The sequence below is a fragment of the Pseudomonas sp. OTU750018 genome (genome assembly GCF_011636575.1).
Classification (GTDB): domain Bacteria; phylum Pseudomonadota; class Gammaproteobacteria; order Pseudomonadales; family Pseudomonadaceae; genus Aquipseudomonas; species Aquipseudomonas peli.
Genome location: NZ_JAAPAU010000003.1, coordinates 228,413 through 255,183, shown reverse-complemented (window position 1 = coordinate 255,183; position 26,771 = coordinate 228,413). Strand labels below are relative to the sequence as shown.

Here is a 26,771-nt window from a genome sequence, read left to right as displayed (position 1 = left end):
GATCCCGTGCTGGAGGCAGCAGCGCCGATGCGCTAGCGTGACAGCCTGTTTACTCACGGGTACTTATCCATGTTCGACGCTCTGCTCTGGCGCTGGGTTCCGCTGGCCGCTGCGCTGCTGCTGAACGGCTGTAGCACCCTGGACTACTACAGCCACCTGGCCGGCGGGCAACTGCACCTGCTGCAGGCGCGCGAGCCGATTGCCGAGCTGCTGGAGAACCCGACTGCCGACCCCGAACTCAAGCAACGCCTGGCACTTGCTCAACAGGCGCGGGATTTCGCCAGCGCCCAGCTGAGCCTGCCCGACAATGACAGCTACCGCCTGTACGCCGATATTCAGCGGCCGTTTGTAGTGTGGAATGTGTTTGCCACCCCGGAATTTTCCCTGTCGCCCGAGCTGCACTGTTTTCCCATCGCCGGTTGCGTGGCCTATCGCGGCTTCTACAGCCAAGAACGGGCACGGGGCGCGGCAGCAGTGCTGAAAAAGCAGGGCCTGGACACCTACCTGGGCGGCGTCGAGGCCTATTCCACCCTCGGCTGGTTCGATGACCCGATTCTCAACACCATGCTGCGCTGGAGCGATGAGCGCCTGGTGGCGGTGATCTTCCACGAACTGGCGCACCAGCAGCTGTATGTGGCTAACGACACCGCGTTCAACGAATCCTTCGCCAGCTTTGTCGAGCGTGAAGGCCTAAGCCAATGGCGTATCAAACAGGGGCTGCCGCCTAACGATCCGCAGGGCGAACAGCAGCGCGAGCAATTTATCGCCCTGGTGCTGGCCAGCCGAACACGCCTGCAGCAGCTCTATGCCAGCGACCTGCCAGCCGCGCAGATGCGCAGTGGCAAGCAGGCCGAGATCGCCCGCCTGCGCGCCGAATACCATGCACTCAGCAAACGCGAGTGGGGCGGTAGCGGGCGTTACGACGACTGGATTAACGCGCCGATAAACAACGCCAAGCTGCTGCCGTTTGGCCTCTATGATCAATGGGTGCCGGCATTCGCCGCGCTGTTTGAACAAGTTGAACGCGATTGGCCGCGCTTTTATCAGCGTGTCGCCGCCTTGGGCGAGTTGCCCGAACGCGAACGGCATCAGGCGCTGATGGACTTATCTGCGGGCTCTTAGAACTTACGTACCGAGTTCCTACTCCAACATCAGTAGTTTCTGTTCACGCAAAAGGAGCGATGCAATGAACAAATTCACCCTGGCCGTGCTGCTTGGCCTACTCAGCACCAGCGTGTTGGCCGCACCCAAGCCCTGCGAAGAGCTGCGTGCGGAGATCGAAGTGAAAATCCAGGCCGCCGGCGTTGCCAGCTACACCCTGGAAATCGTGCCCAACGAAGACGCCCAAGACTCCAATATGGTGGTCGGCAGCTGCGACGGCGGCACCAAGAAGATCATCTACCAGAAAAACGGTTAATCCTCGTATGCGGGCTGCCTGATCCAGGCAGCCCGCATGCGACACCTACCGCACAAACGCCTGGTGTAACTCGGCCAGGCTGTGGAAGTGATAGGTCGGCGCTTCGGCCTGCAATTCGGCCAGGCTGCCAAAGCCATAGCCCACCGCGGCCGCATCCAGGCCATTACGTCGCGCGCCGATCAGGTCGTGCTTACGATCTCCGATCATCAGCGTGCTCTGCACCGGCAATTGTTCTTTTTCCAGAAGGTGGGCGATCAGCTCAACCTTGTCGGTGCGCGTGCCGTCCAGCTCGCTGCCGTAAATCACCTTGAAGTGCTGGGCAAAGCCAAAGTGCCGGGCGATCTGCTCGGCAAATACCGTCGGTTTGCTGGTGGCGATATACAAGGAGCGCTGCTGGTTCTGCAGCAGCTGCAACAGCTCACCCACGCCGTCGAACAGCTGGTTTTCATAAAGCCCCACCTCACGGAAGCGCTCGCGGTAATGGTTCACCGCCTGCCAGGCCGTGGCCTCATCAAACTGATAGGTCTGCATAAAACACTGCAGCAGCGGCGGACCGATAAAGTGTTCAAGCGCCTGCAGATCAGGCTCATCAATGCCCAGCTTGGCCAGCGCATGCTGTACCGAGCGGGTAATCCCCTCACGCGGGTCGGTCAGGGTGCCGTCGAGGTCAAACAGGATGTTCTGGTAATGCATGACAGGTTCGCTCATCAGCCGGCATAACCTTCCATCAGATGCTGGTCCTTTAGCCGCACGTAGTTGGCCGCGCTGTAGCTGAAGTAGCTGCGCTCCTTGTCCGTCAGCGGCCGCGCCTGTTTCACCGGGCTGCCGACGTACAGGTAACCGCTTTCCAACACTTTGCCCGGCGGCACCAGGGAGCCGGCACCGATCACCACCTCATCCTGCACCACGGCACCGTCCATGATGATGCTGCCCATGCCGACCAGAATGCGGTTACCCAGGCTGCAACCGTGCAAAGTGACATTGTGGCCGATGGTCACCTCGTCGCCGATATTCAGCGGAAAACCCTGCGGGTTGAACGGCCCGGCATGGGTGATGTGCAACACGCTGCCGTCCTGCACACTGCTGCGCTCACCGATGCGGATGCTGTGCATGTCGCCGCGAATCACCACCAGCGGCCATACCGAGCTGTCGGTGCCAATCTCCACATCGCCCAGCACCACCGCCGAGGCATCGACAAATACCCGCTCGCCAAGCTGCGGGGTTAACTGCTGGTAAGTACGAATCGCCACGATAGAAACCTCTTAAGCTGCGTCTGGCCTTGATTGTAATTAAGATGGCACCCATGTTCAGGACAACTGCGCTGCTTTATGGCGCCGCTGTCCACTCAAGCCTGCCCCTGGGAGCCTTTTGCGCCCCCCAGGGTCACAGCTGCAAACCCATTTCGTAACAGGTGACCTGTCGTGACTGCCACTAACCCGCTGCTGCAAGCCTTCGATCTGCCCCCCTACAGCGCCATCCGTCCGGAGCATGTCGAGCCCGCCGTCGAGCAGATTCTGGCCGACAACCGCGCCGCCATGAGCAACCTGCTTGAGCAGCAGGCCGCCGACCCTAGCTGGGACGGCCTGGTGCTGGCCCTGGACGAACTGGGCGCGCGCCTGGGCCGCGCCTGGAGCCCGGTCAGCCACCTGAACGCCGTGTGCAACAGCGCCGAACTGCGCGCCGCCTATGAGGCCTGCCTGCCCAAGCTGTCCGAATACTGGACCGAGATTGGCCAGAACCAACCGCTGTTCCAGGCGTATCAAGCGCTGGCCGAGAGCCCTGCAGCAGCCGGTTTCGACGTGGCGCAGAAGACCATCCTCGAACATGCCCTGCGCGACTTCCGCCTGTCCGGTATCGACCTGCCAGCCGAGCAGCAGAAGCGCTACGGCGAGATCCAGATGAAGCTCTCCGAACTGGCCAGCAAATTCTCCAACCAGCTGCTGGATGCCACTCAAGCCTGGACCAAGCACGTCACCGACGAGGCGGCGCTGGATGGCCTGACCGACTCGGCCAAGGCGCAGATGAAGCAGGCTGCCGAGGCCAAGGGCCTGGACGGCTGGCTGATCAGCCTGGAATTCCCCAGCTATTTTGCGGTGATGACCTACGCCAACGACCGCGCCCTGCGTGAAGAGCTATATGCCGCTTACTGCACCCGCGCTTCCGATCAGGGGCCGAATGCCGGGCAGAACGACAACGGCCCGGTGATGCAGGAGATTCTCGCCTTGCGTCAAGAACTGGCCAAGCTGCTGGGTTTCGGCAACTACGCCGAGCTGAGCCTGGCCAGCAAAATGGCTGAAACCACCGACCAGGTGCTGCACTTCCTGCGCGACCTGGGCACTCGCGGCAAGCCATTTGCCGAGCAGGACCTGCGCGAACTACAAGCCTTCGCCAGTGAGCAGGGCTGCAGCGAGCTGCAAAGCTGGGACGTCGGCTACTACAGCGAGAAACTGCGCGAGCAGCGCTACAGCATTTCCCAGGAAATCCTGCGTGCCTACTTCCCCATCGACAAGGTGCTGACTGGCCTGTTCGCTATCGTTGAAAAGCTCTACGGCATCCAGATCGAGGAATTGAGTGGCTTCGACACCTGGCACCCAGATGTGCGCCTGTTTGAAATCACCGAGAACGGCACCCACGTCGGGCGCTTCTTCTTCGACCTCTACGCCCGCGCCAACAAGCGCGGCGGCGCCTGGATGGACGGCGCGCGTGACAAACGTCGCACCGCCGATGGCACGCTGATCAGCCCAGTGGCCAATCTGGTGTGTAACTTCACCCCGGCTGTCGGCGACAAGCCGGCGCTACTCACCCACGATGAAGTCACCACACTGTTCCATGAATTCGGCCATGGTCTGCATCACCTGTTGACCCGCGTCGAACACGCCGGTGCGTCCGGTATCAACGGCGTGGCCTGGGATGCGGTCGAGCTGCCGAGCCAGTTTATGGAGAACTGGTGCTGGGAACCGGAAGGTCTGGCGCTGATCTCCGGTCACTACGAGACTGGCGAACCGCTGCCGCAGGACCTGCTGGACAAGATGCTGGCGGCGAAGAACTTCCAGTCCGGCTTGATGATGGTGCGGCAGATCGAGTTCAGCCTGTTCGACTTCGAACTGCACGCCACCCACTGCGACGGCCGCAGCGTGCTCGACGTACTCGAAGGCATCCGCGCGGAAGTCTCGGTGCTGCGTCCACCGGCCTACAACCGCTTCCCCAACAGCTTCGCGCACATCTTCGCCGGCGGTTACGCGGCCGGTTACTACAGCTACAAATGGGCCGAAGTGCTGAGCGCCGATGCCTTCTCCAAGTTCGAGGAAGAAGGCGTATTCAATAGCGCCACTGGGCAAGCCTTCCGTGAAGCCATCCTGGCGCGCGGCGGCTCGCAGGCACCGATGGTGCTGTTTGTGGATTTCCGTGGCCGCGAGCCGTCGATCGACGCGCTGCTGCGCCACCTTGGTTTGAGCCAGGAGGCCGCATGACAGATGCACCTGTGAATATCAGCGCAAAACGCTTTATCGCCGGCGCGGTCTGCCCGGCGTGCAGCGAAATGGACAAGATCCAGATGTGGAACGTGGACGGCGTGCCGCACCGCGAGTGCATCGGCTGCGGCTACGCCGACACCCTGGACGAACGCGGCAACTCAGTGCCGCGTGAACTGCCCACACGGGTCAATATCAGCGCCCTGAAACCCAAGGTTGCCGACCCCAAAGTGCAAGTCGTGCAGTTCTTTCCTAACCCCAAACTTAAGAAATAGCTGGGTGGCCGCCAGGGATGGCCGGCCATAAAGCCACTGCGCTAACTCAGGGCGCAGCGACCTCACTCTGCTGCAGGTTGCGCTCAAGCATGCGCTGATAATCGCCACTGGCGCGCAACTGCGCCAAGCCCTGATTGAACTGCGCGATGATCACCGCCGCCTGCGGGTGGCTGCGCGGCACGATCAGGTGCAGGGTGCTGCGGTTAATGGCGCTGTTGGAGCGACGAAAGCGTTCTAAAGGCACACCGCTCAATTGCAACGCCGTCTCGCCCAGGCGTCGATCCGAGATAAAAAAATCATCGCGGTCCATCAACAGCAAACGGGCGCACTCATTCAATCCGGTAGGGGAATGCCGGCGTAACTGCCCATCATCCAGCAACTGCTGAATGATGGGTGGCGGCTGCCAACCCAGCGGGTAGCAGAGTCGCAACCCTTGCATACTGGGGACATCATCGAGCTCGATTACCTCACCTGCCCGGCTGAAAATATACTGCTCGGCGGTAAACAACGGCTCCGAGTAGAGAAACACCTCTTCACGCTGCGCAGTGCGGACATACGGGAATGTGGCGTCGTAATCGCCTTGCAGGGTTTTCAGGTAACCGCGCTTCCAGGGCTGCCAGTCCAGGCTGCTGGCGATGCTGCTGCGCTGCAACGCCGCACGCACCAACTGCGTCAGCATGCCACCTGCAGGCAGCGCCTTGCCGGTAAAGGGCGCGTAGTCATCGCCGGTGACTAGGCGCAACGGCGCCGCCAGGACGCTGGTGCAGAGCGCCAGGCTTAAGAACAAACAGATAAATGTTCGAATGCGCATTGCGCCTCAACCTTAGCGGTCAGCACCGCGGCGGATCGCAAAACTCAGTAATTGCTTTCGCAGTGTAGGCGTTCAGACGGATTACACGGCAGCCTACCGCAACGTCAGCGGCGGTATTGACGGATCACGTCCAGCAGAAAAAACAACATCCCCAGCCCAAATACCAACAACGCGATGATCGGCCCCCAGTGACCGACCAAAGCTTGCAAACCCTCCAGTAGCAAACTGCTCAAGTATGTCTTACGCCCTGAAGAGCTGGGTACATAAATACCCTGTAACCAGGTTTCGTAGGCACCGTATAAGGGCAGCAAACACAATGGCAACAACAGCAGGCATAACCAGAAGCCCACTTTGCTGGAACCAAATAAAGCTCTGCTACGGTAGCCTTCTTGAATCAGCTTGAAGCTACAAACCGCGGCATAGGCCACTCCGGCAATAAGCAGATAACTCTGATAGCTACCGGGGCTTCTCCACAGACCAAGGCTGGCGAAACCTCCCAACGGCAAAAAAAACACGGCCCATATCGTCAGAAAAACATACTTCATACGGTCCTTAGAAAAGCGAAAATTGAGTGGAGCCGTCTGCTGCGAATGGCTGCGGCGTTGCTATTAAAGACGTTGTGGCCAGCCGCTCAGCCAAACCAGCCGCCCGTTCCGCACGGGTGGCCACGGCTTCGCTTAAACGCGCCGGCAAACCCCAGATTTCCACCTTGTGTTTACCCCGGGTGATGCCGGTGTAGAACAGGCTGCGGCTGAGCAAGGGGCTGGGCAGTTCGGGCAGCACCAGCAGCACGTTGGCAAATTCCGAGCCCTGGCTTTTGTGCACGGTCATGGCGAAGGCGCTATCGTGGCTCGGCAGGCGTGCCGGGGCGAAGGGGCGGTAGCCGTTTTCGCCTTCAAAAAAGACGCGCAGGCCGTATTCAGTGTGCAGGCAGAGGCCGATATCACCGTTAAACAGGCCGAGGGCGTAGTCGTTCTGCCGCACCATCACCGGCCGGCCAACGTACCAGCGTTCGCGGCTGGGCACCTGACTGCGGCGTTTGATCCGTGCTTCCAGGGCTTCGTTGATACCGGCCACGCCCCAGGCACCTTCACGCTGGGCGCAAAGCGCGCGGAAGGCGTTAAAGGCGGCAAAGGCCGCAGCCGGATCACCGCTTTGCGCCGCCGCCAGGTAGGGCGCGTAGCCCTGATCCAGACGCTCCAGCAGATCAATGGGCGTTGGCGCAGCATTCCAGGCCAGGTCGATGCGCGCTTCCTTGAGCAGATTCAGGGTGCCGCTGACGTCGCCGCCATTGATCCGCCGCGCCAGTTCGCCGATGCCGCTATCGCCGGCAAAGCGGTGGCTGTGGGTGAGCAGCACCACGGCATCACCGAGCTGCGAGCTGGGCTGGCTGACCGGCACTTGCTGGCCGGTAATGCGCTGCAGCTCACAAGCAGCCTGGGCGTCGAAACCACGGCCCTCGCAGAGTTCGGCGAACACCGCGCCGGCTTCCACGGCGCACAGCTGGTCCTTGTCGCCGAGCAGGATCAGCCGCGCTGTGGGCGGCAGGGCGTCGAGCAGTTTGGCCATCAGCGCCAGATCGACCATCGAGGCTTCGTCCACCACCAGCACATCCAGCGCCAGCGGGTTGGCCGCGTGATGGCGCACTTGTGGGCTGTCGCCCCGGCTGCCGAGCAGGCGATGCAGGGTGCGCGCCTCATCCGGCAAGGCGGCTTTGATTGACTCGCTGACCGGCAATTCGGCTTTGGCATTGCGGATCGCTTCGGCCATTCGCGCCGCGGCCTTGCCCGTAGGCGCGGCCAGGCCGATGGCCAGCGGAGCGCCGCCCGGATGTTCGCAGCCAGGTTGCTCTAATAACGCGGCGAGCAGACGCACCACTGTGGTGGTTTTACCGGTGCCGGGGCCGCCGGAGATCACCGCCAGTTTGCGCCGCACCGCTTGCGCAGCGGCCAGACGCTGCCAGTCGGGTTGCTGTTGGTTAAAAGCAAATAGCCGGGTCAGGCTTTCACTGAGCTGGACTTCATCCACCTCGGGCAAATCGGCGGCGCGTTGCAACAGCTGCTCGGCCAACTGGCGCTCATAGGCCTGATACCGCGCCAGATAGAGGCGGCCATGCTCGAGAATCAGCGGGGTGAAATCACCGTCGCCACCCACCAGGGGCGATGCTTCCAGCTGCGCCTGCCACTCGGCCAGCGGCGGCAAACTGAAGCCGTGGTCGGGCCAGGGCCGCTGCCCGGCCAGACGCGCCAACGGCAAACACACATCACCCTTGTCCAAGGCCATGCACAGCAACGCCGCTGACGCCAAGACCACAGGCGACGCCTGCGGATCAAGGCGCTGCAGGCTGTCGACCAGTGAGCGTTCCAACGGGCCGAGGGGTAGATCGTTAAGCATCACGCGCCCTCCGCAAACAGCTTATCCAATGCATCCAAAAGCCCATCGCTGGGCCGCGAAAAATATACGCCAGCATCCGGCATGCCGCGCAGAAACAGGTAATACGCGCCGCCCAGCTGCTCATTCTGGAAGTCATCCAGACGCTGACGCAGAAAGCGCCGCAGCGCCACCAGGTAGATCAGGTATTGCAGGTAGTAATGCTCGGCAGCCAGGGCCTGCAGCAGGCGTTCGCCGCCGTAGTAGCTGGCATCCGGGCCGAGCCAGTTGGACTTGTAGTCGGCGATATACCAGCTCCCATCGTGCTCGAAGGTCAGATCGATAAAGCCCTTGAGAAAGCCCTTGAGGCTGTCGAATTCAAGGCGCGCCGCCGCCTCGCGCATCGGTGCGGCCAGGCCATGGGCCGGATCGCAGAGAATCGCACGCAGGCGCTGCACATCCAGCCCGGCCAGGGGAAAGGTAAAGCCCAGTTCGGGCAAGCGGCGCGTCGGATTCAGGCAGGCGAGGGTCAGACCACTGCCATCCAGATCGGCGTCGATCACCTGTTGCAGATGGTCAAGCGCCACGGCCTGCCAGTCGCTGCTGATGCCGTGGCCACTCAGCCCCGGTTCGATCAGCTCAGCCAGCGCGCCTTTGCCGCGCGCCCAATCTTCCAGAATGGCATGCAGGCAAGTACCGGCCCGCGCGCCCCGGGGGAAGGCGAAGAAGCCCGTGCCCGGCTCGCTGGCGTCCGGCAGCACCAGGCCGTCGCGGTCCGGGGCTTCCATATGCATGCCCGCCGCCAACCCGGAGAAACTGCCGATGCGCCAAGCGCTGTGCAGGCTGCGCTGCAAGGTGGCGAGTTGCTGCGGGGCCGGGGCGCGTTGCTCACCGGCGGCGCTGGCCTCGCTGTCACGCAACGGCTGAAGGGTCATCTGGCCTTGGCTGCTGGCGATCAATTGTTCGACTTCTGCACGCAAACCCTGCGGACTCAGGCTTTGCAGGTGGCCGGCCAGCTCGGCGAGGGCATCGTCACCCGGCAATGCGCGGCCGTGCAGCAGCCAGGCCAGGGCGCTGCTGTGCAGGCCGCTGTCGCCGAGGGTGCCGTCCTTTTTCGGTTTGCAGTCCACCGGCCCCCAGTGCAGCCACAAGCGATCGCGCGCGCGGGTCAGAGCCACATAGGTCAGGCGCAGTTTTTCGGCGAAACGCTCATGGCGGGCGCGCTCGCGATGCGTGTCGATCTGCTCGCTGCCCAGATCCAGCAGTGGTGTGCCGTCGTCGGCGTGGCAGCTGATGTCCTCATGCTGGCGTAGCAGCGCGCCGTCCCACAGGTAGGGGCAGAACACCAGCGGGTATTCCAGGCCTTTGGAGGTGTGGATAGTGACGATCTGCACCCGCTCCGCATCGCTTTCCAAACGCAGCAAGGCGTCTTCGCCGTGGGCCTCGGCGCTGCGTTGGGCGTTGAACCAGGCGAGCAATTGCTCCAGGCCGGGGCGTTGCAGGCTTTCGGTTTGCAGCAGTTCGGCCAGATGCAGCAGGTTGGTCAGGCGGCGCTCGCCATCGACCAGGGCCAGCAGGCGCTGGGCCACGTACTGCTCATCCAGCCAGGCGCGGAAGGCGCGCATAAAGCCCTGCTGCTGCCACAGCTGGTGGTAGCGTTCGGCGGCTTCGCGCTCGCGGTCCCAGGCTTGGGCATCCTCGCTGCAGGCGGCCAGATCGGCGGCGCTACGGCCCAGCAAACGGCTGGCCAGGGCATAACGCAACGCACCCTCGCGGCCCGGTTCGGCGTAGGCGGCGAGCACGGCGGACAGCTCATCGGCCTCCTCGCTGTGCCAGACGTTCTCCTTGCCCCGGCGCACGCTGGGCACGCCACGGGCGGCCAACTCGGCGGCCACTTCGCCAGCCTGACGGTGACTGGCGACCAGCACGGCGATATCACCGCCCTTTAACGGCGTATGGATACCCGACTGTTCGAAATAGGCCTCCCCCCGGCTGCTGGCGCTTAGCACGGACGCGATTCGCCGCGCGGTGTCGCGTGCCACCAAAGCGCCCGCTTCACCCTTGCCCAGGTAGTCGTTATCCAGCCAGACCAACGCCAGCGGTGCGTCGGTTTCATCCTCAATACGCGGCAGCACCAGTTGCGCCCGCGCCTTGCTGCTGGCGCCGACCTGCTGGTAAGCCAAGCCCGGCTCGGCAAAGGGCATGGGCCGGTCGAACAGCTGATTCAGCGCGTCGATCAGTTCTGGCGTGGAGCGGTGGTTGGTGGCCAGGCTGTATTGCCGCGCGGCTTCGCTGCGGGCTTTTAAATACGTGGCTAAGTCGGCACCGCGAAACGCGTAGATGGCCTGTTTGGGGTCGCCGACAAAACACAGGTCGCCGGCGTCCTGGTAAATGCGATGAAAAACTCGGTACTGCACCGGATCGGTGTCCTGAAACTCGTCGATCAGCGCCACCGGATACTGCGTGCGCAGGGTGCTTGCCAGGTGTTCGCCGCCCTCACTCTGCAAGGCTTGCTGCAGTTTGTTGAGCAGGTCATCGAAGGCCAGCAGGCGTTGCGCCGCCTTGCGCGCGGGCAGTTGCTCGTTGAGCTGATGGATCAAGCGCACCTGCAGGTCGATCAGGCGTTGCTCGGCTTGGGGTTGCGCCGTATCGAGGGCGTCGCAGAGTTCCTGCAAGGCAGCGGCCAGCGGATTGGCCGGGGCTTCGCAGCCCTTCTTACTGGCTTTGTTCAGCCCTTCGCGAGCCAGCCGTCGATGCGCTTCGGTCTTGCTGAACAGCGCAGCGGCATCGCTGAAATAACCGTCCAGCTCGGCCTGCCAGACGCCCAGTTTGGCCGGGTTGCACATATTGCTCTTGAAGCCATCGAAGGCTTTGAGCTGCGCCAGCCAGCCGGCGCTTTCACCCTGCCAAAGACGCTGCGCCTGCTGCCAGGCGGCACGCAGGGCGCTCATCTCACTGCGCGTGCCCGGTTGTGGTTCGATGCGCAGGTACGGTTTGCCCAGGTGATTGCGCAAACGCTGACGCAGGCTTTGCGGGGTGATCTTTTGCTGCACCAGAAACGCCGCCCATTCCGGCTCGGCGGCGGCCAACTCATGCCGCCAGAGGTCGGCCAGCAGGGCATCGATAATCTCGCGGTCGTCATGGGTCAGTTCGTTATCAAAATCACCACCTGCCTCGAACGCCGCGTCCTGCAAGGCGCGCTGACAGAAGCCGTGGATGGTGAAGATCGCCGCTTCGTCAAAGCCATGCACCGCCAGCAGCAAACGCCGGTGGCTGGCTGCATCCGGGTACTGGGCGCGCAGTTCATTGAGCAAGGCGTCGTCGCCCGGCCCCTGTTCATACACCGCCAGCAACTCGGCCAGGCGCTTACGAATGCGCTCGCGCAGCTCGGCCGTGGCAGCGGTGGTAAAGGTCACCACCAGAATCTGGCTGACGCTGAGTTGCTTCTCCAGCAACAGGCGCGCATACAGCGCGGTCAGGGTCCAGGTCTTGCCGGTGCCGGCGCTGGCCTCGATCAGCGATCGGCCGGTGAAGCTGTCGTGCAGCAGGTTCAGGCTGGCGCTGCTCATGCTTCGTCCTCGTCACTGTCTTGCAGGGCATCGAGGGCTGGGCCGTAGAGTTGTTCGGCCAGCGCTTCAAAGTGCTCATCCAGCGCTTCACGGTCGCGGAAGGCCAGGGCGTTCCAGGGATCTTGGCCTTCACCGGTCATAAAATCATTGCCTTGCCACATCACCCGCGCTTCGCTGCGAGCGGCGTCAATCGGCTCTTTGCGCCCGGGGTTGCGCCATTTGCGAGCAAAACCGTGGCTGCATTTGGCGAACAGCGGCAGCGGCTCGCACAGCGCGCTTTTGTAGGCTTCGAGCCAGGGCAACAGCAGTTCACGGGCATTCGCCAGCGGACCCAGGCGCCATTCACTTTTCGGCGATAACAGGCGGCTGTCGCGGCTGATGTCAGGCGTAGCAGCGCAGTTGAGCAGCAGGTGACGCAGCCAGAACGGCGCCAGCTCCCAAGCGCCGAGATCACGCAGGCGATAGTCGAACAGGCCGGCGCGGGTCACGCCATCCAGCCAGCCATGGATACGTACGCCGGCCAGCTGCAGATCCACCAGCAGCGGTTGCGGTGCATCTTCCGGGCGTTCATCGAACAGCGTCGGAGCAAAGGCGCGGATCGGCCCGCGAATCTGCCCCCAGTGCGCCTGGCCCAACTCGCCCACCGGCAGCCAGCCGGACGCAGCCGCCACGGCGTGCTCCTGGCGTTCACTCCAACCGTTCTCGATAGCCTGCAACGCCAGCTGGCGCAGGCCATGCTGGCTGGTCCACTCGACACTGAACGGCTCGTCACCAGCCAGGGTTTCCTCTGTCTGCGCAAGGCGCAGGCCGAGGCGCTGTTCTAGCAGGTAGCGCGCCGGGTGTTTAAAGCAGTGAATCAGCTGACTCGGCTCGATGCTCAGCCAATCTTGATCCGGCTTATCCAACGGACTGGCAAAGGGCGCGGGGGCTTGCACCGCCTGACTCAAACGCTGCGCAGCGTGGAACCAGGGCGCGGCAAAGCCGGCATGGCGGTTGCCGGCGAAGTTACCCGGCGCGAAGGGTTGCAATGGATGGTGGTGAGTAACCCTTGCGCTGGCCGGGCCGTTGCCATCTACCGCCGTGAGGTCAACCACATCCAGCAATTCGCTGACCAAAACCGAAGGCGGCAGCTCGGCGTTGCTGCGCGGGTCGCGGCCGACGTAGCTCAGGTATAGGCCGCCACGGGCCGAGAGCAGGGTTTCCAGCAGCAGGTAACGGTCGTCCAGACGGCGTGCGCGGTCGCCACGGCGGGGTTTCTGGCTGATCAGGTCAAAGCCCGCTGCCGGGGTGCGGCGCGGCAAGGCGCCGTCATCCAGGCCAAGCAGGCAGACCAGTCGGAACGGCAGGCTGCGCATCGGCACCATGGTGCAGAAGGTCACCGCACCCGTGAGAAAGCCCGAGGCGGCGCTGCCCTGCTCCAAGGCGGCGGTCAGTTGCTGGCGGATCAGCGCCAGCTCAATCGGCCGCTCAACCCCCGAGGCGTCGCCCTGTTCCTTGAGCGCCGCGCTGGCCTTGGACAGCAGCAACAAGGTCTCGCCGGCCTCACGCTCATCAAACAGCTGATCGATCAGTCCTTGCAGGGATTCGGCCCATTCGCCCAGGGCGCGCGGCCGTTGCAGGCTCTGCGCCAGCGCGGCCAAACGCTCGACAAAACCGGCCAAGCGCCCGAGCAGTTGTGCGCGGCCACCTTCCAGCGCATCCAGCGGCCAACTGTCACCCAGCAACGGTGCAGCCAGACCGGCCAGCTGCGGCGGCGCGGCAAAGCCCAGCAGCAGGCGGTCCAGCCCTTGTCGCCAGGTAAAGGCTGCGTCGGCAGGCAGGCCCAGTTGCTCGCGGTGCGTTTCATCACGGCCCCAGCGCACGCCCGCGTCGCGCAGCCAGTCGCGCAGCAGCGGTAAATCTTCGGCTTCGATACCTGCGCGGCGGGCAATAGACGGCTGTTCCAGCCAGGCGAGGATTTCCTCGGCAGCAAAGCGGCTGTCCGGCAGCGCCAGCAGGTTGAGAAAGGCTTCGATCAGCGGAATTTCTGCGCGCAGGCTGCGGTCAGCCAGGCTGAACGGCACGCGAGGCACACCCTCGCGCGGGGCGAACACCGCTTCGATATAGGGCGCATACCGCTCGATATCCGGGGTCAGCACCACCACCTGATCGGGCGTCAGCGCGGGGTCGGCGGCAAAGCGGGCAAGCAGTTGGTCATGCAGGATTTCCACCTCGCGCAGCGGCGAGTGGGCGACGTGCAGTTCCAGCGAGCGATCGTCCTCACGCAGCACCAAGCGTTCAGCCGCCGTTCGGGTGCGCAGGCGCAGGATGTCGTTCTGCAATGCCTGCAACAGGCTGGCGTCGTGCAGGTCAGCGTCTTCGGAATACAGGCCGATTTCCTGACTGCCCTCGCTGGAGGCCAGGCTAAACAGGCTGTCGAAAAAATCGCGGCCCTGTTTGCCCAGGCTGGCCAGCAGCGGATGGCCGACATCCAGGTACCAGTCTTCTGGACTGGCTTCGGGTTGCCGCGCCAGCTCGCGGATATCACGAATCTCACCCCAGGCTTCGCGGCACGGGTTGAGGGCGAAAACAATCACCTGGGTATGCCGCGCCAGGCCTTCCAATACCCGCATATGGTGCGGCGGCAGCGAACTGATGCCGAACACCAGCACGCGCTCGGGCAGCCCGGCGATGGGCGTGGCGTCATACAGGCGGGTGAGCAGCTCTTCCAGCAAACGCGCGCGGTGTGGATGGCCGTCTTTGGTCAGCTCGCGCCAGAGCAGCGCCTGCCAGCCTTCATCCGGGCCGAGGTCGAGCAAGTCGTTGCGTTCCCAGGCGGCCAGCCAGTCGTCGCGATACAGCAGGTATTGGTCGAATACGTCGGCGATCTTCACGGCCAATGACAGCCTGCGGCGCTCATCGCCACCATCCAGATAATGTGCCAGGCGCGGCGCCTCGGCCAGGTGGGGCGGCTCGCACAGCCAGTCATACAGCCGCCAGCTCAGGCTGCTGGGGCTAAAAGCCGATTGCTCCGGCAGCTGGCCCAAAGCCAGGCGCGACAAGTCCCAGACGAACTTGGCCGGCAACTGCACGTCCAGCTGCATGGCGATGCCCTGCTTGCGCGCCAGCTCCAGGGTCAACCAACGCCCCATGCCCTGGCTCGGCACCACCACTAACGCCGGAGCAAAGGACTCGCGCATCGGCGTGGCGAGCAGGGTGGTGGCCAGCTCGCCAAGGGTTTCCAGATCGGGGGCGTGATAAAGCGTCAGCATCGAGGGGCATCCGTTCAGTAGCGCGCAAGGTTATCAGGTCAATCAAGCTGACGGGATTACGCGACAGTCTGTGTCGCGCGCTGGCGCAGAGTGCCAACCCCAGCTAAAGCTACATACAGGGTCTGCACTTCTACACGATGGGCCTTTATAACAAGTAAAAACCACGCGTCACGCTGCAACCGGGCGGGCGCGCCAGGGAGCAGCACCATGCTCACCCTGCTGAATCTTCTGTCTGCCGTCGCCTTGCTGATCTGGGGCACCCACATCGTCCGTACCGGCATCCTGCGGGTGTATGGCTCGCACCTGCGCAAGGTGCTTAGCCATAACGTCAGCAAGCGGCCGCTGGCGTTTGCCGCCGGTATCGGCGTGACCGCGCTGGTGCAGAGCAGCAACGCCACCGCGCTGCTGGTCACCTCGTTTGTCGCCCAGGGCCTGATGGCGCTGACCCCGGCGCTGGCGATCATGCTCGGTGCGGACGTCGGCACGGCGCTGATGGCCCGCGTGCTGACCCTCGACCTGAGCTGGCTAAGCCCGTTGCTGATTTTCCTCGGCGTGATCTTCTTTCTCTCGCGCAAACAGACCCGCGCCGGTCAGCTTGGCCGCGTGGCCATCGGCCTGGGGCTGATGCTGCTGGCGCTTGAGCTGATCGTTGCCGCTGCCACGCCGATCACTCAGGAGCAGGGCATCCGCGTGCTGTTTGCCTCGCTGACTGGCGACCTGCTGCTGGATGCGCTGGTCGGCGCGCTGTTTGCGCTGATTTCCTATTCCAGCCTGGCCGCCGTGCTGCTCACCGCAACCCTGACTGGCGCCGGTTTGATCGGCCTGCCGGTGGCCATCGGCCTGGTGATTGGCGCCAATATCGGCAGCGGCGTGCTGGCCTTTCTCACCAGCAGCCTGCAATCCCCGGCCGGCCGCCGGGTGGCCCTGGGCAGCCTCCTGTATAAGCTGATCGGCCTGCTGCTAGTGATGCCGCTCCTCGATCCGCTGGCCAACTGGCTGGACAGCCTGAAGTGGCGGCCCGAGGAGCTGGTGATCGGCTTTCACCTGCTCTACAACGGCCTGCGCTGCGTGCTGATGCTGCCCACGGTCGGGCTGATGGCGCGCTTCTGTAATTGGCTGCTGCCGGATCGCCCGGACGAAAACGGCGTCGCCCGCCCGCGCCACCTCGACCCTACAGCGCTGGCAACACCAAGCCTGGCGCTGGCCAATGCAGTGCGCGAAACCCTGCGCATCGGCGACCTGATCGAGACCATGCTCAACCATTTGCTGGAAGTACTAAGTGGCGGGCAAACCGCCCTGGGCAAAGAGCTGCGCCGCCTGGATGACGATGTCGATGCGCTCTATAGCGCGGTCAAACTCTACCTGGCGCAGGTGCCACGCGAGGTGTTGAGTGAGCACGACAGCCGGCGCTGGGCGGAGATCATCGAGCTGGCGGTCAACCTGGAGCAGGCCGGCGACATCATCGAACGCATGCTCGGCAAAGTGCAGGATCAGAAAACCGCCCAGCGCCACTCCTTCTCCGACAGCGGCCTGGAGGAACTCACCGCCCTGCACGGCCAGTTGCTGGCCAACCTGCGCCTGGGCCTCTCGGTGTTCCTCTCCGCCGACAAGGAAAGCGCGCGCCAGCTGCTACGCGAAAAACGCCGCTTCCGCACCCAGGAACGCCGCCTGGCGCACGCGCATGTCAGCCGTCTGCACCATCAGGTGGTGCAAAGCATCGAAACCAGCGCCCTGCACATGGAGCTGATCGCCGATATGAAGCGCCTCAACTCACTGTTCTGTGCCAGCGCCTATGTGGTGCTGGAAAGCAGCGAGACAGGGGCCTTGTATCAGGAAGACAACGGCGCGGATTAAGACGTACATGGAAATTGGTCTATACCACCAAACCTTAGTTGGGTTGAGGTAATACAGCGCATCAGCTTTAAGTTGGCGTGCGGCATTGCAACAGTTCTGCCATCAATGACCGCTAATACTGCTCAACTCCAACAACAAAAGAGCGCCTTCCCTATGAAAACCCTCACCTCCCTGGTCGTTGGTCTAGGCCTGGCTTTTAGTGCCAGCCACGCCAGCGCCTGGTCGCAACCTACACACAAGAACATCGTCAAGGACGCCCTGGCCTTCCTCAACTCGGCGCACGCCACACCCGAGATGAAACGCGCCTACCAGTTCTACGTCGGCGCAGCCGGCAGCGAAGCCCGCGCAGGGGAAATCCTTGGCCAGGCGGCCTACGACGTCGATGACTTCCAGGACACCCGTCTGGGCGGCTGGTGGGTCGGCTACGAGCACGCGCCGGTGTATGGCGCAGCGGCCTCCATCGTCAATTACACGTCCTATTGGCACTTTATCAACATGGCCCGCCAGGGCGACGCCCACGGCAACGACCACGGCGGCTACGACTACCGCTACCGCAAGGTAGATGGCAGCTGGAGCGGCGACGTTGACTGGTACGCCATGGTTTACCTGTACAACCGCGAGCTGAAGAAGAGCGACTTCGACACCACCGAAGCGCATTACCGCCAGGGCACTTCCTCCAACTGGCAGACGCACTACGGCGACTTCCAGACGGCGGCCTTCCAGCCCATCGATAACCTGGCCAAGTACTGGTTCGATCAGTTCAAGACCGCACCGTCCCTGCAAACCATCGGTTACTCGCTGCACACCACCGGCGATGTCGCGCAGCCGCACCATGCCTGGGTTACCTCGGGCAATGGTCACTCCGGCTGGGAAGGCTGGGTGGATGATCACTACTTCAGCGAAGGCCTGAACAATATGGCGGCAGTGGCCAACCGCGTCGGCAGTTACGATCCGCAAAAGCCGATTCGCGATCTGCTGACCCAGACCGCGCAGGTTGCCTACCAGCGCCCCGAACCGCTGTATGACACCAGCTACGCGACCCGCCTGCGAGTGGCCAAGGAGCTGATTCCGGAGTCCATCGCCCTCACCGTCAGCGTGCTGACCAAGGGTGCCAACACCTTCTACGGCCAGGGTGGCCTGTAAGGTGCGCGGGCTTATCCAGCGCAGTTTGCTGGTACTGGGGCTGGCTGGCATTTGCCTGTCAGCCCTGGGCAGCCAGGACATGCGTATCAACGGTGAGCGCCTGCCCGGCAAGAGCATCGGCCTGCTGGAGCAGGCCGTGACCCGAGTCAAATTCAATACCGACCTGCGCCTGCTGCGCAAGGGCCTGGCGGAAAACCACCTACTGGCCCGTGAGGTGGAAACCGAACTGAACAGTAAATACCGCAGTGATCTGGATGCCTTGGTCGAACGCGAGGCTGCCAACCTGATCGAGCAGGTCTACGGCCGCCAGTTCGATCACGATGTACGGCCCTTTCTGCGCCAGCCACAGGCGCTGAGCAGCGCCCGCCTGCGCCAGGTGCTGACCACGCAGACGCAAGGCGTGGTGCTCGATAGCCTGCAACTGAGCCCCCAACAGCAAGCCGACGCCGCGCAGGTGCAACTGATCAGTTGGCAATTCCCCGGTCAGGCCGAACAACGCCTGAATCTGCTCGAGCTGTATCAGGGCGATAACGTACAAGGCCGGGTGGAGCTGCAGCAGGGCAACCTGGTGTACCTGGCCGAACAGGTGCGTCAGCAGGCGCTGCGCGACTACCTCTGGTATCAGCTTGGAGAAAAGGGATTTAGTGCAGACGAACAGGCCGGCATCCGCCAGTTGGTGCGCGACAAACTGGTCCGCCACAAATACCTGCATCAACTTGGCCTGCACAACGACTTTCACCATGAAACCGCCAGCCTGCGCGAACGCGCCAGCCGAGTCAGCGATGCGGACGCCGAGGCCTACTACCAGCGCAACCTGCAGCTCTACCTCAACGTTGCCAAGGTGCAAGCCAGCCATATCCGCCTGGCTGATCAAGCCAGTGCCGACCGGGTATATGCCGAACTGCAACAGGATCTGAGCTTCGATGAAGCCGTGCGCCGTTACTCACTGGCGGATACCAAGAACAACACACCACCCGGCGACCTCGGCCTGATTCGCCCGCAGGATGCGCAGCTGGATTTTCTGCGCAAGACCGCCCTGTTGCAGAAGGCGAACAGCGTTTCCCAACCAATGCTGATCGACGGCGCCTTCGAAATCGTGCAGGTGCGTAGCCGTGAGGATAAGCAACTGCCGCTTAGTGATCCGAGCGTGCGCTATGAGGTCAACCAGGCCGTCGCCAAGGAGCAGCTGACTCAAGCCTTCCAGGCTCGCGTCGACGCTCTGCTGGCCAACGCCAAGGTAGAAGGACTATGAGGGCCTGGCTCGGCATCGGCCTGCTCGGCGTGATCACGGCGGTGACCATCGTCGTTGTGCGCACGCCCCAGGCCGACACCGCGCCAGCCGCTGCAGCACAGGCTGCAACGCCGATCAGCCCGCCTATCCGCTTGCCAGAGATGCCCGCAGCCCTGCCGGCACAGCAGCCCGCTGCAATCCCAGCGCCCGCAGAAAAACCGGTGAAAGAGCCGCCCAGCAAACCGCAACTGAATGCCCAGGAAGCACAGATGCTGATCCAGCTAATGGCCGACCAAGGCGACCCACGCAGCCCCGCCCTAGGCCAACTGAAACCGCGTCAACCCGCATCCGCCGCACAGCTGGCCGACCCGGCGCAGTACAACGCCTTCGAAGACCAGCAAACCCGCGACCAGATCATGGCCTACGCCAGCGGCGTGCAGCAGATCCCCGCCATCCGCGAACGCATCGAACAGGCCGCGCAATCCGGCGAACGCAACCAAACCGAACTCGACGAAGCCCGCGCCGCGCTGGAGCAACTGGAAATGCTGCAGAACAAACTGCAAAGGGAGAGGCCGGAGTTGTTGCAGAGTGAGAACACATCCAGCCCGGCACCACCCGCTGGCAGAGACTAAATGAGACCTAGCACCGCATTCTGCGATGCCACTACTGACTGGACGACTGCCAGCAATTTGCCTCCATTGGGTTTTGCCGCCTCGCCTGCTAAGTTCTCGCTTATGTTGCTTCGACAAGGATCGTCCAATGTTCTTCCGCGTGTCTCTGGCTGCTCTCTTATTGGCATTAACGGGCTGCCACGCCCAATCAGAACCGTTTCCCAGCAGTAGCAAGCTGGCCCCTGCCAAGGTAAAAGCGATCGCAGCGACGATCACAAAGCGCCACCCCAACCTGTCCGCCGAACAACACGATGCAGTGCTGCGCACCGTGGTGCGCTCACTGGACGAGATGGTGTTTATCGAAGGCGGTGAGTTTGATATGGGCGATTTCGGTTGGCCATGCGACCGTGCGCTGACCGAGTTATGTGAATGGCCGTGCGGTGTGCCACTCGACCAGCTCTGCGTTATTACCGAGAACATGGAAGACAGTGGGGTGCACCCCGTGCGCCTGAGCAACTTCCACCTATCGCGCTACCAGACCCGTCAGGGTGATTTTGACCTGTTCCAGGTAATTCGCGGCAAACCGCTCTCGGGAGCCGAATACCGCGACAGCGAGCAAATGCAGGACTATTTCTCGCCGGACAAACCGGCCCCGACCAGGTATTGGCAGGAGGCCAAGGATTACTGCCTATGGCTGGGTGAGCTCAGTGGTGTTCCGGTCGATCTGCCGTCAGAAGCACAATGGGAGTTCGCAGCCCGCAACCGGGGTCAGTACGTTATCTACCCGACAGACACGGGCACCCTGGATTTCGGGCGCAACTACCCACCACGAGAAGACGACTGGCAGGGCATGACACATCCCGTGGGTAGCTTCGCGCCCAACCCGTTGGGGCTGTATGACATGGCGGGCAATGCCAAAGATTGGGTCAATGACTGGTACGACCCTGATTATTACCCTAACTCGCCGCTCGATAACCCCAAGGGGCCTGAAACGGGTGTCTACAAGATCATGCGCGGCTTCGGCATTAACGAGGGCGAGGTCATCATGGCCAATACCGTCATACGCTGGCCTGAGGCAATCGACCAGACAGGGTATGTGACAACGACCAGCTTTCGCTGCTCGGTCCAGTCGGAGCGTCCACTCAAATAATCAGTTAGGCCAGATTGTAGTCCGGCCTAACCTAAGCCAGGCCATCGAATTTTCCGCTGCGCTGTGCGGCCAACATGACGTTACGCTTCAGTTGTGGCGCAACCGGCGTCCAAGCTAGCGTAGCGCCAACAGTTGAGTCCTGCAGAACGGCAAGACGATCAATAAACTGGTTGAACTGCTGTTGCTGGTTACGATCCAGAAAGGCATTTAGACGATTGAGGCTGTCCATCGCATTGACCTTGGTGGCCTTAGGCGACATATGCTCCAGGGCCTCGATAAAATGACGCCAGCGGCGCATATGCGATAGCAGCAGAACGATGGCCTTCTCCTGCTCGCTCTCGAGGCTCTCGACAAAGCTCTCGCTTAATACATACAGCATCGGGCCGATGGTTTCGGGGGGCAGTTGGCTGAGGGGAAGCTTGCGCCCTTTCAGCAGTACGGCCTGATGGGTCAGCAGGCTGGCCGCCAGGTGCTCGGCCTCCGCTATTAGGGCTTTGCGGTTCGTCCACCATTGGGTCATCTCGCTGTAGCTCATCTCAAAAGCTTTCTTCACAGCATTCTGCGGGGCGGATGCCGCTTGGTAGAGCCCCCAAGCGATATAGTTGAAGGCGGCGGGCTCGAAACTGAGCAAATGCCGGTAATCGACCTCCGCCAGCGCACCACAAACCAACGATGCCAGGTCGTAAACCTTCTCTAAGTCCGCAACCGTCGCAAAACCGCCACCCGCGCCGGGGCCGAATACCAGGCTAGCCTTGCAGTTCACCGCTAGGCGGTTCTTGCTGATGCTGAGGCCAAAATCGAAGCCGGCACCAATACCGACCGCGACGTTACCCTCGGCCTTGACCTCCGCCAGGCTGCCCCAGCTGGATGACGCATTCGCCTGTCCGGCTTCAATTTTTCCACGCCCTTCTTTTTTTGGCTCAATCCATTGAATCGCACCGGTCAGGCTACCGCCGGCTTGCGCACCCGCGAAGGCGTCGGCCTTCAAACCCACCTGGCCACCACGGCTAAGTTGGGTGGAGGCGTGGGGCGTACCAAGCAACGCTGTCGCACCCGCCGGCTGCTCGGTGGGTTTGTAATTGACCTTCACCCCCGCGCTACCCTGGACATGGGCACCCGCAAAGCAGGACAACTCCACCTTGCCTAGTAGCCGAAAACTGCCGAAAGGGTGATAAACCGTCTTGCCAAGGGCATTTTTGTAGGCCATCTGTACCGTGCGACCGCCCTGGGAAGGGAAGTAGGACTCAAGGGCGACGCGACCTTCCGCCAAGGAAAAGGCTGCACTGCCCTTCACGCCCACTTCAATTTCACCGTTCTTCATGTCCCAGCTGTTGATACCGGCGCTCGCACTGGCCGCAAAGCGTAAAAGATGCCCCTCTGCCTGAACGGCGTATGGCGCTGAATCGTCGGGATTCGAGGACCACGCGGCTTCTTTGTGCAAGGCATTAAGCAGGCAGTTATCCGGGGCATCCCAGCTCTTCAACTTGGCTTCCAGCTTACCCAAGGGACTGGCTTTGCCATCACCACCCACGCCTTTCTTGATGTCCTCGATAAGCTCACCAGCCAATGCCTTGCCGAATGGTTTGCCATTGAGCACGGCGCTACGCACCTTACGCGTCCAACGCACCTGCTCGCGGTAACGCACGGGAATGTAGTAGCGCCGGTCCGGCTGGCTAAACAAGGCGACTTCAACAACGCCAAAACCCGTGCGGGTTTGTTGTCCGCGCTCGTACTCAGCGGTACGTGAGCGGCCGTGGTCCTGGGAAGGACGCGTACCGCCGGCCGTGGTTCCGGAGGCCGCTGGCTCGGAAGCAAGACGAGCACGCAACACAGCGATCTCTGCATTCAGCTCACGAACCTTGGCATTCCTCAGACCAGGCCAGTTGTTTTCCATCACGTTGCCCAGCACGCCGTCACGAACCAGAGAAGGCTCGTATGTCTCGTACCAGTCGCGGGCTTGCTGCAGAGAGCGGAGCTTGCCTTGGATGTCCTCCTCAGTCACCAATGGCGGCTCGGCTGGAGATGGCGGAGGTGGGCCAAGCTTGACCAGGCCAGCAGCCTCGGCTTTCTTACCCCACTCGGCCTTCTTGCAGCGAATGCAGGCACAACTGGCTTGGGGATTCTTTTCCTTCTTGCACGACAGGCTATCGGTGGCACTGGAGACAATCTGCTTGAACTCATCCATCAGAGTCTGAACGCGTTTAATCTCAGCTTTTAATAAGCTGGACTGCTCTTCAGTCAGTACATAGAAATGCTCGTCACCGGTTACATGCACGACATCCACCAGCTCATCACTGCACTGGCTCGCGCACTGCGCTTTTGCACTCGCGGTGTCTTGCTGGTGTTTGGCCGGTGGCAGCGCTGCGGGCGCAGGGACCGCTGACGTTGGCTTTGCAGCTGGCGAAGCAGCCGGTTTATCAGCTGTAGGGGGTTGAGGCTTGTCCGGCAAGTTGAGTTTCCAGCCGACCTGAAGTTTGTTCGGGTCGCGGATAATAGGGTTAAGTTGCTGCAACTCGGCCTGGCTAGTGCCCTGCTCACTGGCAATCACACTGAGACTGTCGCCCGATTGCACGATATAAGACTTGCCGCTTGTCATGTCCGTCGTCCTTGAAGTCAGAGGCCTTCCAATGTGTCCAATTTTTCACCCGCAGCGAGGTCGTCGCGCTCCAGCACCGCGTTAGTCAAGGCCTCTTTCCAGAAGCCTTTCGGCTTACTCAGGGTCATTCTCAGCCAGCGTTCATAGTGGCTTTTCTGATGGAAATCGGCCGCATGTGCAGCAAGCAGCTCGCCATGGACAAAATCTTCGGGCTCAGCAGAAGGCAGGGCCGCCTGATAGTCATTCGCCAACTCCTTGGCGATGATGCGTAACCGCGCCATTTCCAGGGCTTGCTGCAGATCCTGCCCCAGCCATAGCCAGCCGTCTGCCTGGACCTTGCCATCCCACTTGCCCGAACGTTGTGCATAACGCCAGCCCAGCTCGTTCCTCCAGGCCATGGCGCGAAAAGGCCCGAAGAATTTCTCACGCTCGGTTGGGCCGAGACTAGCGAGCAGCGGCTCCAACCAGCGCGGTTCAAAGAACCGCATTAGCTGTTGCTGCTGGTTTTCCACACGGACGGTCAGGAGGCTCTTGCAATGCTTGATAGCCGCCTCCCAGTCGCGACGATCTTCCAGATAGAGCACGCAACCTGCATCGCTCTGCTCTAGAAGGTTTGAGCTGTAGGCCTCCCAGCCGTCCTGTTGATCGCTCAAGACCAGAACCGGGCCGCTCTCTTCCAAATCGGAATAAGGAGTGCCGTGAAAAAGTGGCTCCCAGGTTGGAGTACCTTGGCTGCTGAGCTGATAAAGGTTGGTTAGCAAGTCCTTATCGGCGCTTCCGTCGAGTATCACGCAACGCAAGTAGGGCGATGGCGACTCAAGAAAGGGGGAGGGAATGCTCTGCGTCATATCGCTCATCCGTGCTGGTGTAACGTGCAATTGCCTTGCGCATCGAAAATGCAGCCGCTGGCGACCAACAGATGCCCTGCCAAGGCCTGTTTGAGGTATGCCTCCGTGGTAAGCCCCGCCTTATCCGCATCCGCCGGCCTAACCTTACCCGGCAATACCGGCGCCGCACCCGAGCCACTCCCCGGCGCGCCGCCGGAGTTGAATTTGATGATCGGGCCGGCCATTGTGATGCCGCTGGCATCGAGTTTGATAAAGCTGCCGGCGGCTTTGAAGGTGAGTTCGCTGCCGGCTTCGAGTACGACTTTCTGGCCGCTGGACAGGTGGATCTCTTGGCCTGCGTTGATAAATTGGCCGGTGCCGATTTTGATGTGCTGGTTGTTGCCGACGGTGAGGTGGTCGTTGGCTTTGATTTCGCTTTTGCGGTCGGCGTGGGTGGTGCGGTGTTCTTCGGCTTTGAATTCGCTGTAGCTGTTGGCCTCGACCGTGTCGTGGCGTTCGTTGCCGATGCGGATTTTCTGGTCGTGCTCGATGTTTTCATCCCAGTCGCGCTCGGCGTGGATGTAGATCTGTTCAGCGCCCTTCTTATCTTCGATACGCAGCTCGTTATAGCCGCCACCGCCGGGGCTGCTGAGGGTCTTGAACAGGCTGCGGGTCTTGTTCGCTGGCAAGGCGTAGGGCACCACGTGTTCGGCGTGGTACAGGCAGCCGGTGACCAGCGGTTGATCGGGATCGCCTTCGAGGAAGGTGACCAGCACCTCCATGCCCACGCGCGGAATGGCGATGCCACCGTAGCGGTCGCCGGCCCAGCTTGAACTCACACGCAGCCAACAACTGGTTTTGTCGTCGGCTTGACCTTCGCGGTCCCAGAAGAACTGCACCTTGATCCGGCCGTACTCGTCGCAGTGAATCTCTTCACCCGCAGGCCCGGTGACCACGGCGCTTTGGCTGCCGAGGATGCGCGGTTTTGGGTGGTTGAGCGGCGGGCGATACAACACGGTCCAGGGCGTAGCGGTAAAGCGGTTGCGGTAGCCCTGCTGGAAGCCATCGCTGACTTCGGTGTGACTGGTCACCGACTCTTCCAGCACCCGCGGCTGCTTGCCCTCGTGGTGGATTTCGGTGAGCAGCCAGAGGTCGTTCCAGCTGGCGCGCGGGTGCTCGGTCAGTGCCAGAAAATGGCCGCTGACCAGCAGCGGCTGGTCGCCGTCACCTTGCGCCAATTCGAAGTCGTGGCGATGGCGTTCGAGGATGCGCTGGCTGAGGTGTTTGCCGCGCTCGCGGTCGACAAAACGGCCGGGGTAGTCGTAATCCTCAAGGTCGGGCTTGAACGCACTCTTGGCGTCCGCCTCCATCAGCAGCTTGGGTTTTTCGAAGTCGTAATCGCGGCGGGTCACCCGGCTCGAACGGGTTTCCACGCGCACGCCGAAGCGTTTGATAACCGGTTGATCGGCGACCAAGCCGCTGTCCTGCTGATAGGCGGTAGGAGCGAGTTTGGGGAACGGCGTCTGGTCGTCGCCGAACACCAATACATGGCCTTGCTCGCTGTGCTGGAAGTGGTAGTGAATACCCTCTTCCTCGCACAGGCGCTGGACGAAGTGCAGATCGGATTCGTCGTACTGCACGCAGTACTCGCGCTCGGGGTAAATCGAGCCGAGTTGGAATTGGTAGGCGTTGGCCTGAATGCCGTGCTCTTGCAGCACTTGGCTGATGATCTTCTCCACCGTCAGGTGCTGGAAGATGCGTTGGTTGGTGCGGTGTGCCAGGTACGCCAGTTGCGGGCGCAAGGTCACGTGGTAGCGGGTCAGGCGTTTACCGGATTCGCCCTGGGCGACGCGGTAGATCTGCCCGTGAATGCCGTGTCCGGCCTGATCGAAGGCGAGAAAGGCAGCCTGATGCAGCAGGCTTTCCAGATCCAGGTCAGGACGTTCGCTGACCAGTTCCAGTTCGAACTCGAAGGGCTGACTGATCGCCTCGCGACCTTTGAATTCGAGCACCTGCAGGTCGTGGCTTACACCTTCGATCGTCAGGCTGAAATGAGTCTGGTTGGCGGCGGCGAACATTCGTTGTTCCTCTCGTTTCGTTCCATGAATCAAACCACTGCGCATTTCTAAACCAGGCTTGGCCTGGCAGCCGTGCCTGTTCGCGGTTTTACGCGATGCCTGTCAGCGTTTGGCGACG

The 26,771-nt window shown here is 62.1% G+C and carries 19 protein-coding genes; 9 read left to right on the top strand and 10 right to left on the bottom strand.

The window, feature by feature from the left end; genetic code table 11:
* The first annotated feature begins 69 nt into the window (after positions 1 to 69).
* Together HCI85_RS16680 and HCI85_RS16675 are read left to right on the top strand one after the other, a co-directional pair.
* Entirely contained in the window at positions 70 to 1,122 is a 1,053-nt protein-coding gene (locus tag HCI85_RS16680) for an aminopeptidase (protein WP_167146183.1), read from the top strand.
* Between the two features lie 64 nt (positions 1,123 to 1,186).
* The gene (locus tag HCI85_RS16675) at positions 1,187 to 1,417 is read left to right on the top strand and encodes a DUF1161 domain-containing protein (protein ID WP_167146180.1); all 231 of its coding nucleotides are present in this window, start codon (positions 1,187 to 1,189) and stop codon (positions 1,415 to 1,417) included.
* Between the two features lie 45 nt (positions 1,418 to 1,462).
* On the opposite strand, the gene HCI85_RS16670 is transcribed toward HCI85_RS16675, so the two are convergent.
* Together HCI85_RS16670 and HCI85_RS16665 are read right to left on the bottom strand one after the other, a co-directional pair.
* On the bottom strand, positions 1,463 to 2,110 hold the full coding sequence (locus HCI85_RS16670; protein WP_167147072.1) for an HAD family hydrolase: 648 nt from the start codon (positions 2,108 to 2,110) through the stop codon (positions 1,463 to 1,465).
* 14 nt (positions 2,111 to 2,124) lie between these two features.
* Positions 2,125 to 2,667: a gamma carbonic anhydrase family protein gene (locus HCI85_RS16665; RefSeq protein WP_167146178.1), complete on the bottom strand. Its 543-nt coding sequence runs from the start codon at positions 2,665 to 2,667 to the stop codon at positions 2,125 to 2,127.
* 171 nt (positions 2,668 to 2,838) lie between these two features.
* On the opposite strand from HCI85_RS16665, the gene prlC reads away from it, so the two are divergent.
* Entirely contained in the window at positions 2,839 to 4,887 is a 2,049-nt protein-coding gene (prlC, locus tag HCI85_RS16660) for an oligopeptidase A (protein ID WP_167146176.1), read from the top strand.
* The gene (locus HCI85_RS16655; RefSeq protein ID WP_090254479.1) at positions 4,884 to 5,162 is read left to right on the top strand and encodes a YheV family putative zinc ribbon protein; all 279 of its coding nucleotides are present in this window, start codon (positions 4,884 to 4,886) and stop codon (positions 5,160 to 5,162) included. Before prlC ends, HCI85_RS16655 begins: the two co-directional genes overlap by 4 nt.
* 46 nt (positions 5,163 to 5,208) lie before the next feature.
* Here HCI85_RS16655 and HCI85_RS16650 read toward each other — a convergent pair whose 3' ends face one another.
* The 5 genes from HCI85_RS16650 to recC form a co-directional block, all read right to left on the bottom strand.
* Positions 5,209 to 5,973, bottom strand: a complete 765-nt coding sequence (locus HCI85_RS16650) for a substrate-binding periplasmic protein (protein WP_167146174.1) — start codon at positions 5,971 to 5,973, stop codon at positions 5,209 to 5,211.
* Positions 5,974 to 6,077: 104 nt separating this feature from the next.
* Positions 6,078 to 6,518, bottom strand: coding sequence for a hypothetical protein (locus HCI85_RS16645; protein WP_167146172.1), 441 nt, complete (start codon positions 6,516 to 6,518; stop codon positions 6,078 to 6,080).
* Between the two features lie 7 nt (positions 6,519 to 6,525).
* Positions 6,526 to 8,367, bottom strand: a complete 1,842-nt coding sequence (gene recD / locus HCI85_RS16640) for an exodeoxyribonuclease V subunit alpha (RefSeq protein WP_446730796.1) — start codon at positions 8,365 to 8,367, stop codon at positions 6,526 to 6,528.
* A complete protein-coding gene (gene recB / locus HCI85_RS16635; RefSeq protein ID WP_167146168.1) occupies positions 8,367 to 11,912 on the bottom strand; it encodes an exodeoxyribonuclease V subunit beta in 3,546 nt (1,181 codons plus the stop codon). The genes recD and recB overlap by 1 nt, the downstream gene beginning before the upstream one ends.
* The gene (recC, locus tag HCI85_RS16630; RefSeq protein WP_167146166.1) at positions 11,909 to 15,163 is read right to left on the bottom strand and encodes an exodeoxyribonuclease V subunit gamma; all 3,255 of its coding nucleotides are present in this window, start codon (positions 15,161 to 15,163) and stop codon (positions 11,909 to 11,911) included. Before recC ends, recB begins: the two co-directional genes overlap by 4 nt.
* Before the next feature lie 207 nt (positions 15,164 to 15,370).
* Here recC and HCI85_RS16625 point away from each other — a divergent pair, with 207 nt between their 5' ends.
* From HCI85_RS16625 to HCI85_RS16605, 5 genes are all read left to right on the top strand, one after another.
* Positions 15,371 to 17,017, top strand: coding sequence for a Na/Pi cotransporter family protein (locus HCI85_RS16625; protein ID WP_167146164.1), 1,647 nt, complete (start codon positions 15,371 to 15,373; stop codon positions 17,015 to 17,017).
* Positions 17,018 to 17,170: 153 nt separating this feature from the next.
* Positions 17,171 to 18,160 (top strand): phospholipase, encoded by a 990-nt coding sequence (locus HCI85_RS16620; RefSeq protein WP_167146162.1) that lies wholly within the window; start codon positions 17,171 to 17,173, stop codon positions 18,158 to 18,160.
* Between the two features lies 1 nt (position 18,161).
* Positions 18,162 to 19,412 (top strand): peptidyl-prolyl cis-trans isomerase, encoded by a 1,251-nt coding sequence (locus HCI85_RS16615; protein ID WP_176600651.1) that lies wholly within the window; start codon positions 18,162 to 18,164, stop codon positions 19,410 to 19,412.
* On the top strand, positions 19,409 to 20,023 hold the full coding sequence (locus tag HCI85_RS16610; protein WP_167146159.1) for a hypothetical protein: 615 nt from the start codon (positions 19,409 to 19,411) through the stop codon (positions 20,021 to 20,023). The genes HCI85_RS16615 and HCI85_RS16610 overlap by 4 nt, the downstream gene beginning before the upstream one ends.
* Positions 20,024 to 20,150: 127 nt before the next feature.
* Positions 20,151 to 21,152 carry a formylglycine-generating enzyme family protein gene (locus HCI85_RS16605; RefSeq protein ID WP_167146157.1) on the top strand — a complete coding sequence of 334 codons (1,002 nt, stop codon included), beginning with the start codon at positions 20,151 to 20,153 and terminating at the stop codon, positions 21,150 to 21,152.
* A gap of 31 nt (positions 21,153 to 21,183) precedes the next feature.
* Here HCI85_RS16605 and HCI85_RS16600 read toward each other — a convergent pair whose 3' ends face one another.
* From HCI85_RS16600 to tssI, 3 genes are read right to left on the bottom strand one after another with little or no spacing between them, the layout of a single operon-like run.
* On the bottom strand, positions 21,184 to 23,748 hold the full coding sequence (locus HCI85_RS16600; protein WP_167146154.1) for a LysM peptidoglycan-binding domain-containing protein: 2,565 nt from the start codon (positions 23,746 to 23,748) through the stop codon (positions 21,184 to 21,186).
* Between the two features lie 17 nt (positions 23,749 to 23,765).
* A complete protein-coding gene (locus tag HCI85_RS16595; RefSeq protein WP_241693799.1) occupies positions 23,766 to 24,596 on the bottom strand; it encodes a DUF4123 domain-containing protein in 831 nt (276 codons plus the stop codon).
* 5 nt (positions 24,597 to 24,601) lie between these two features.
* Complete coding sequence (gene tssI / locus HCI85_RS16590; RefSeq protein WP_167146150.1) at positions 24,602 to 26,653, bottom strand: type VI secretion system Vgr family protein; 2,052 nt, start codon at positions 26,651 to 26,653, stop codon at positions 24,602 to 24,604.
* Positions 26,654 to 26,771: the final 118 nt, after the last annotated feature.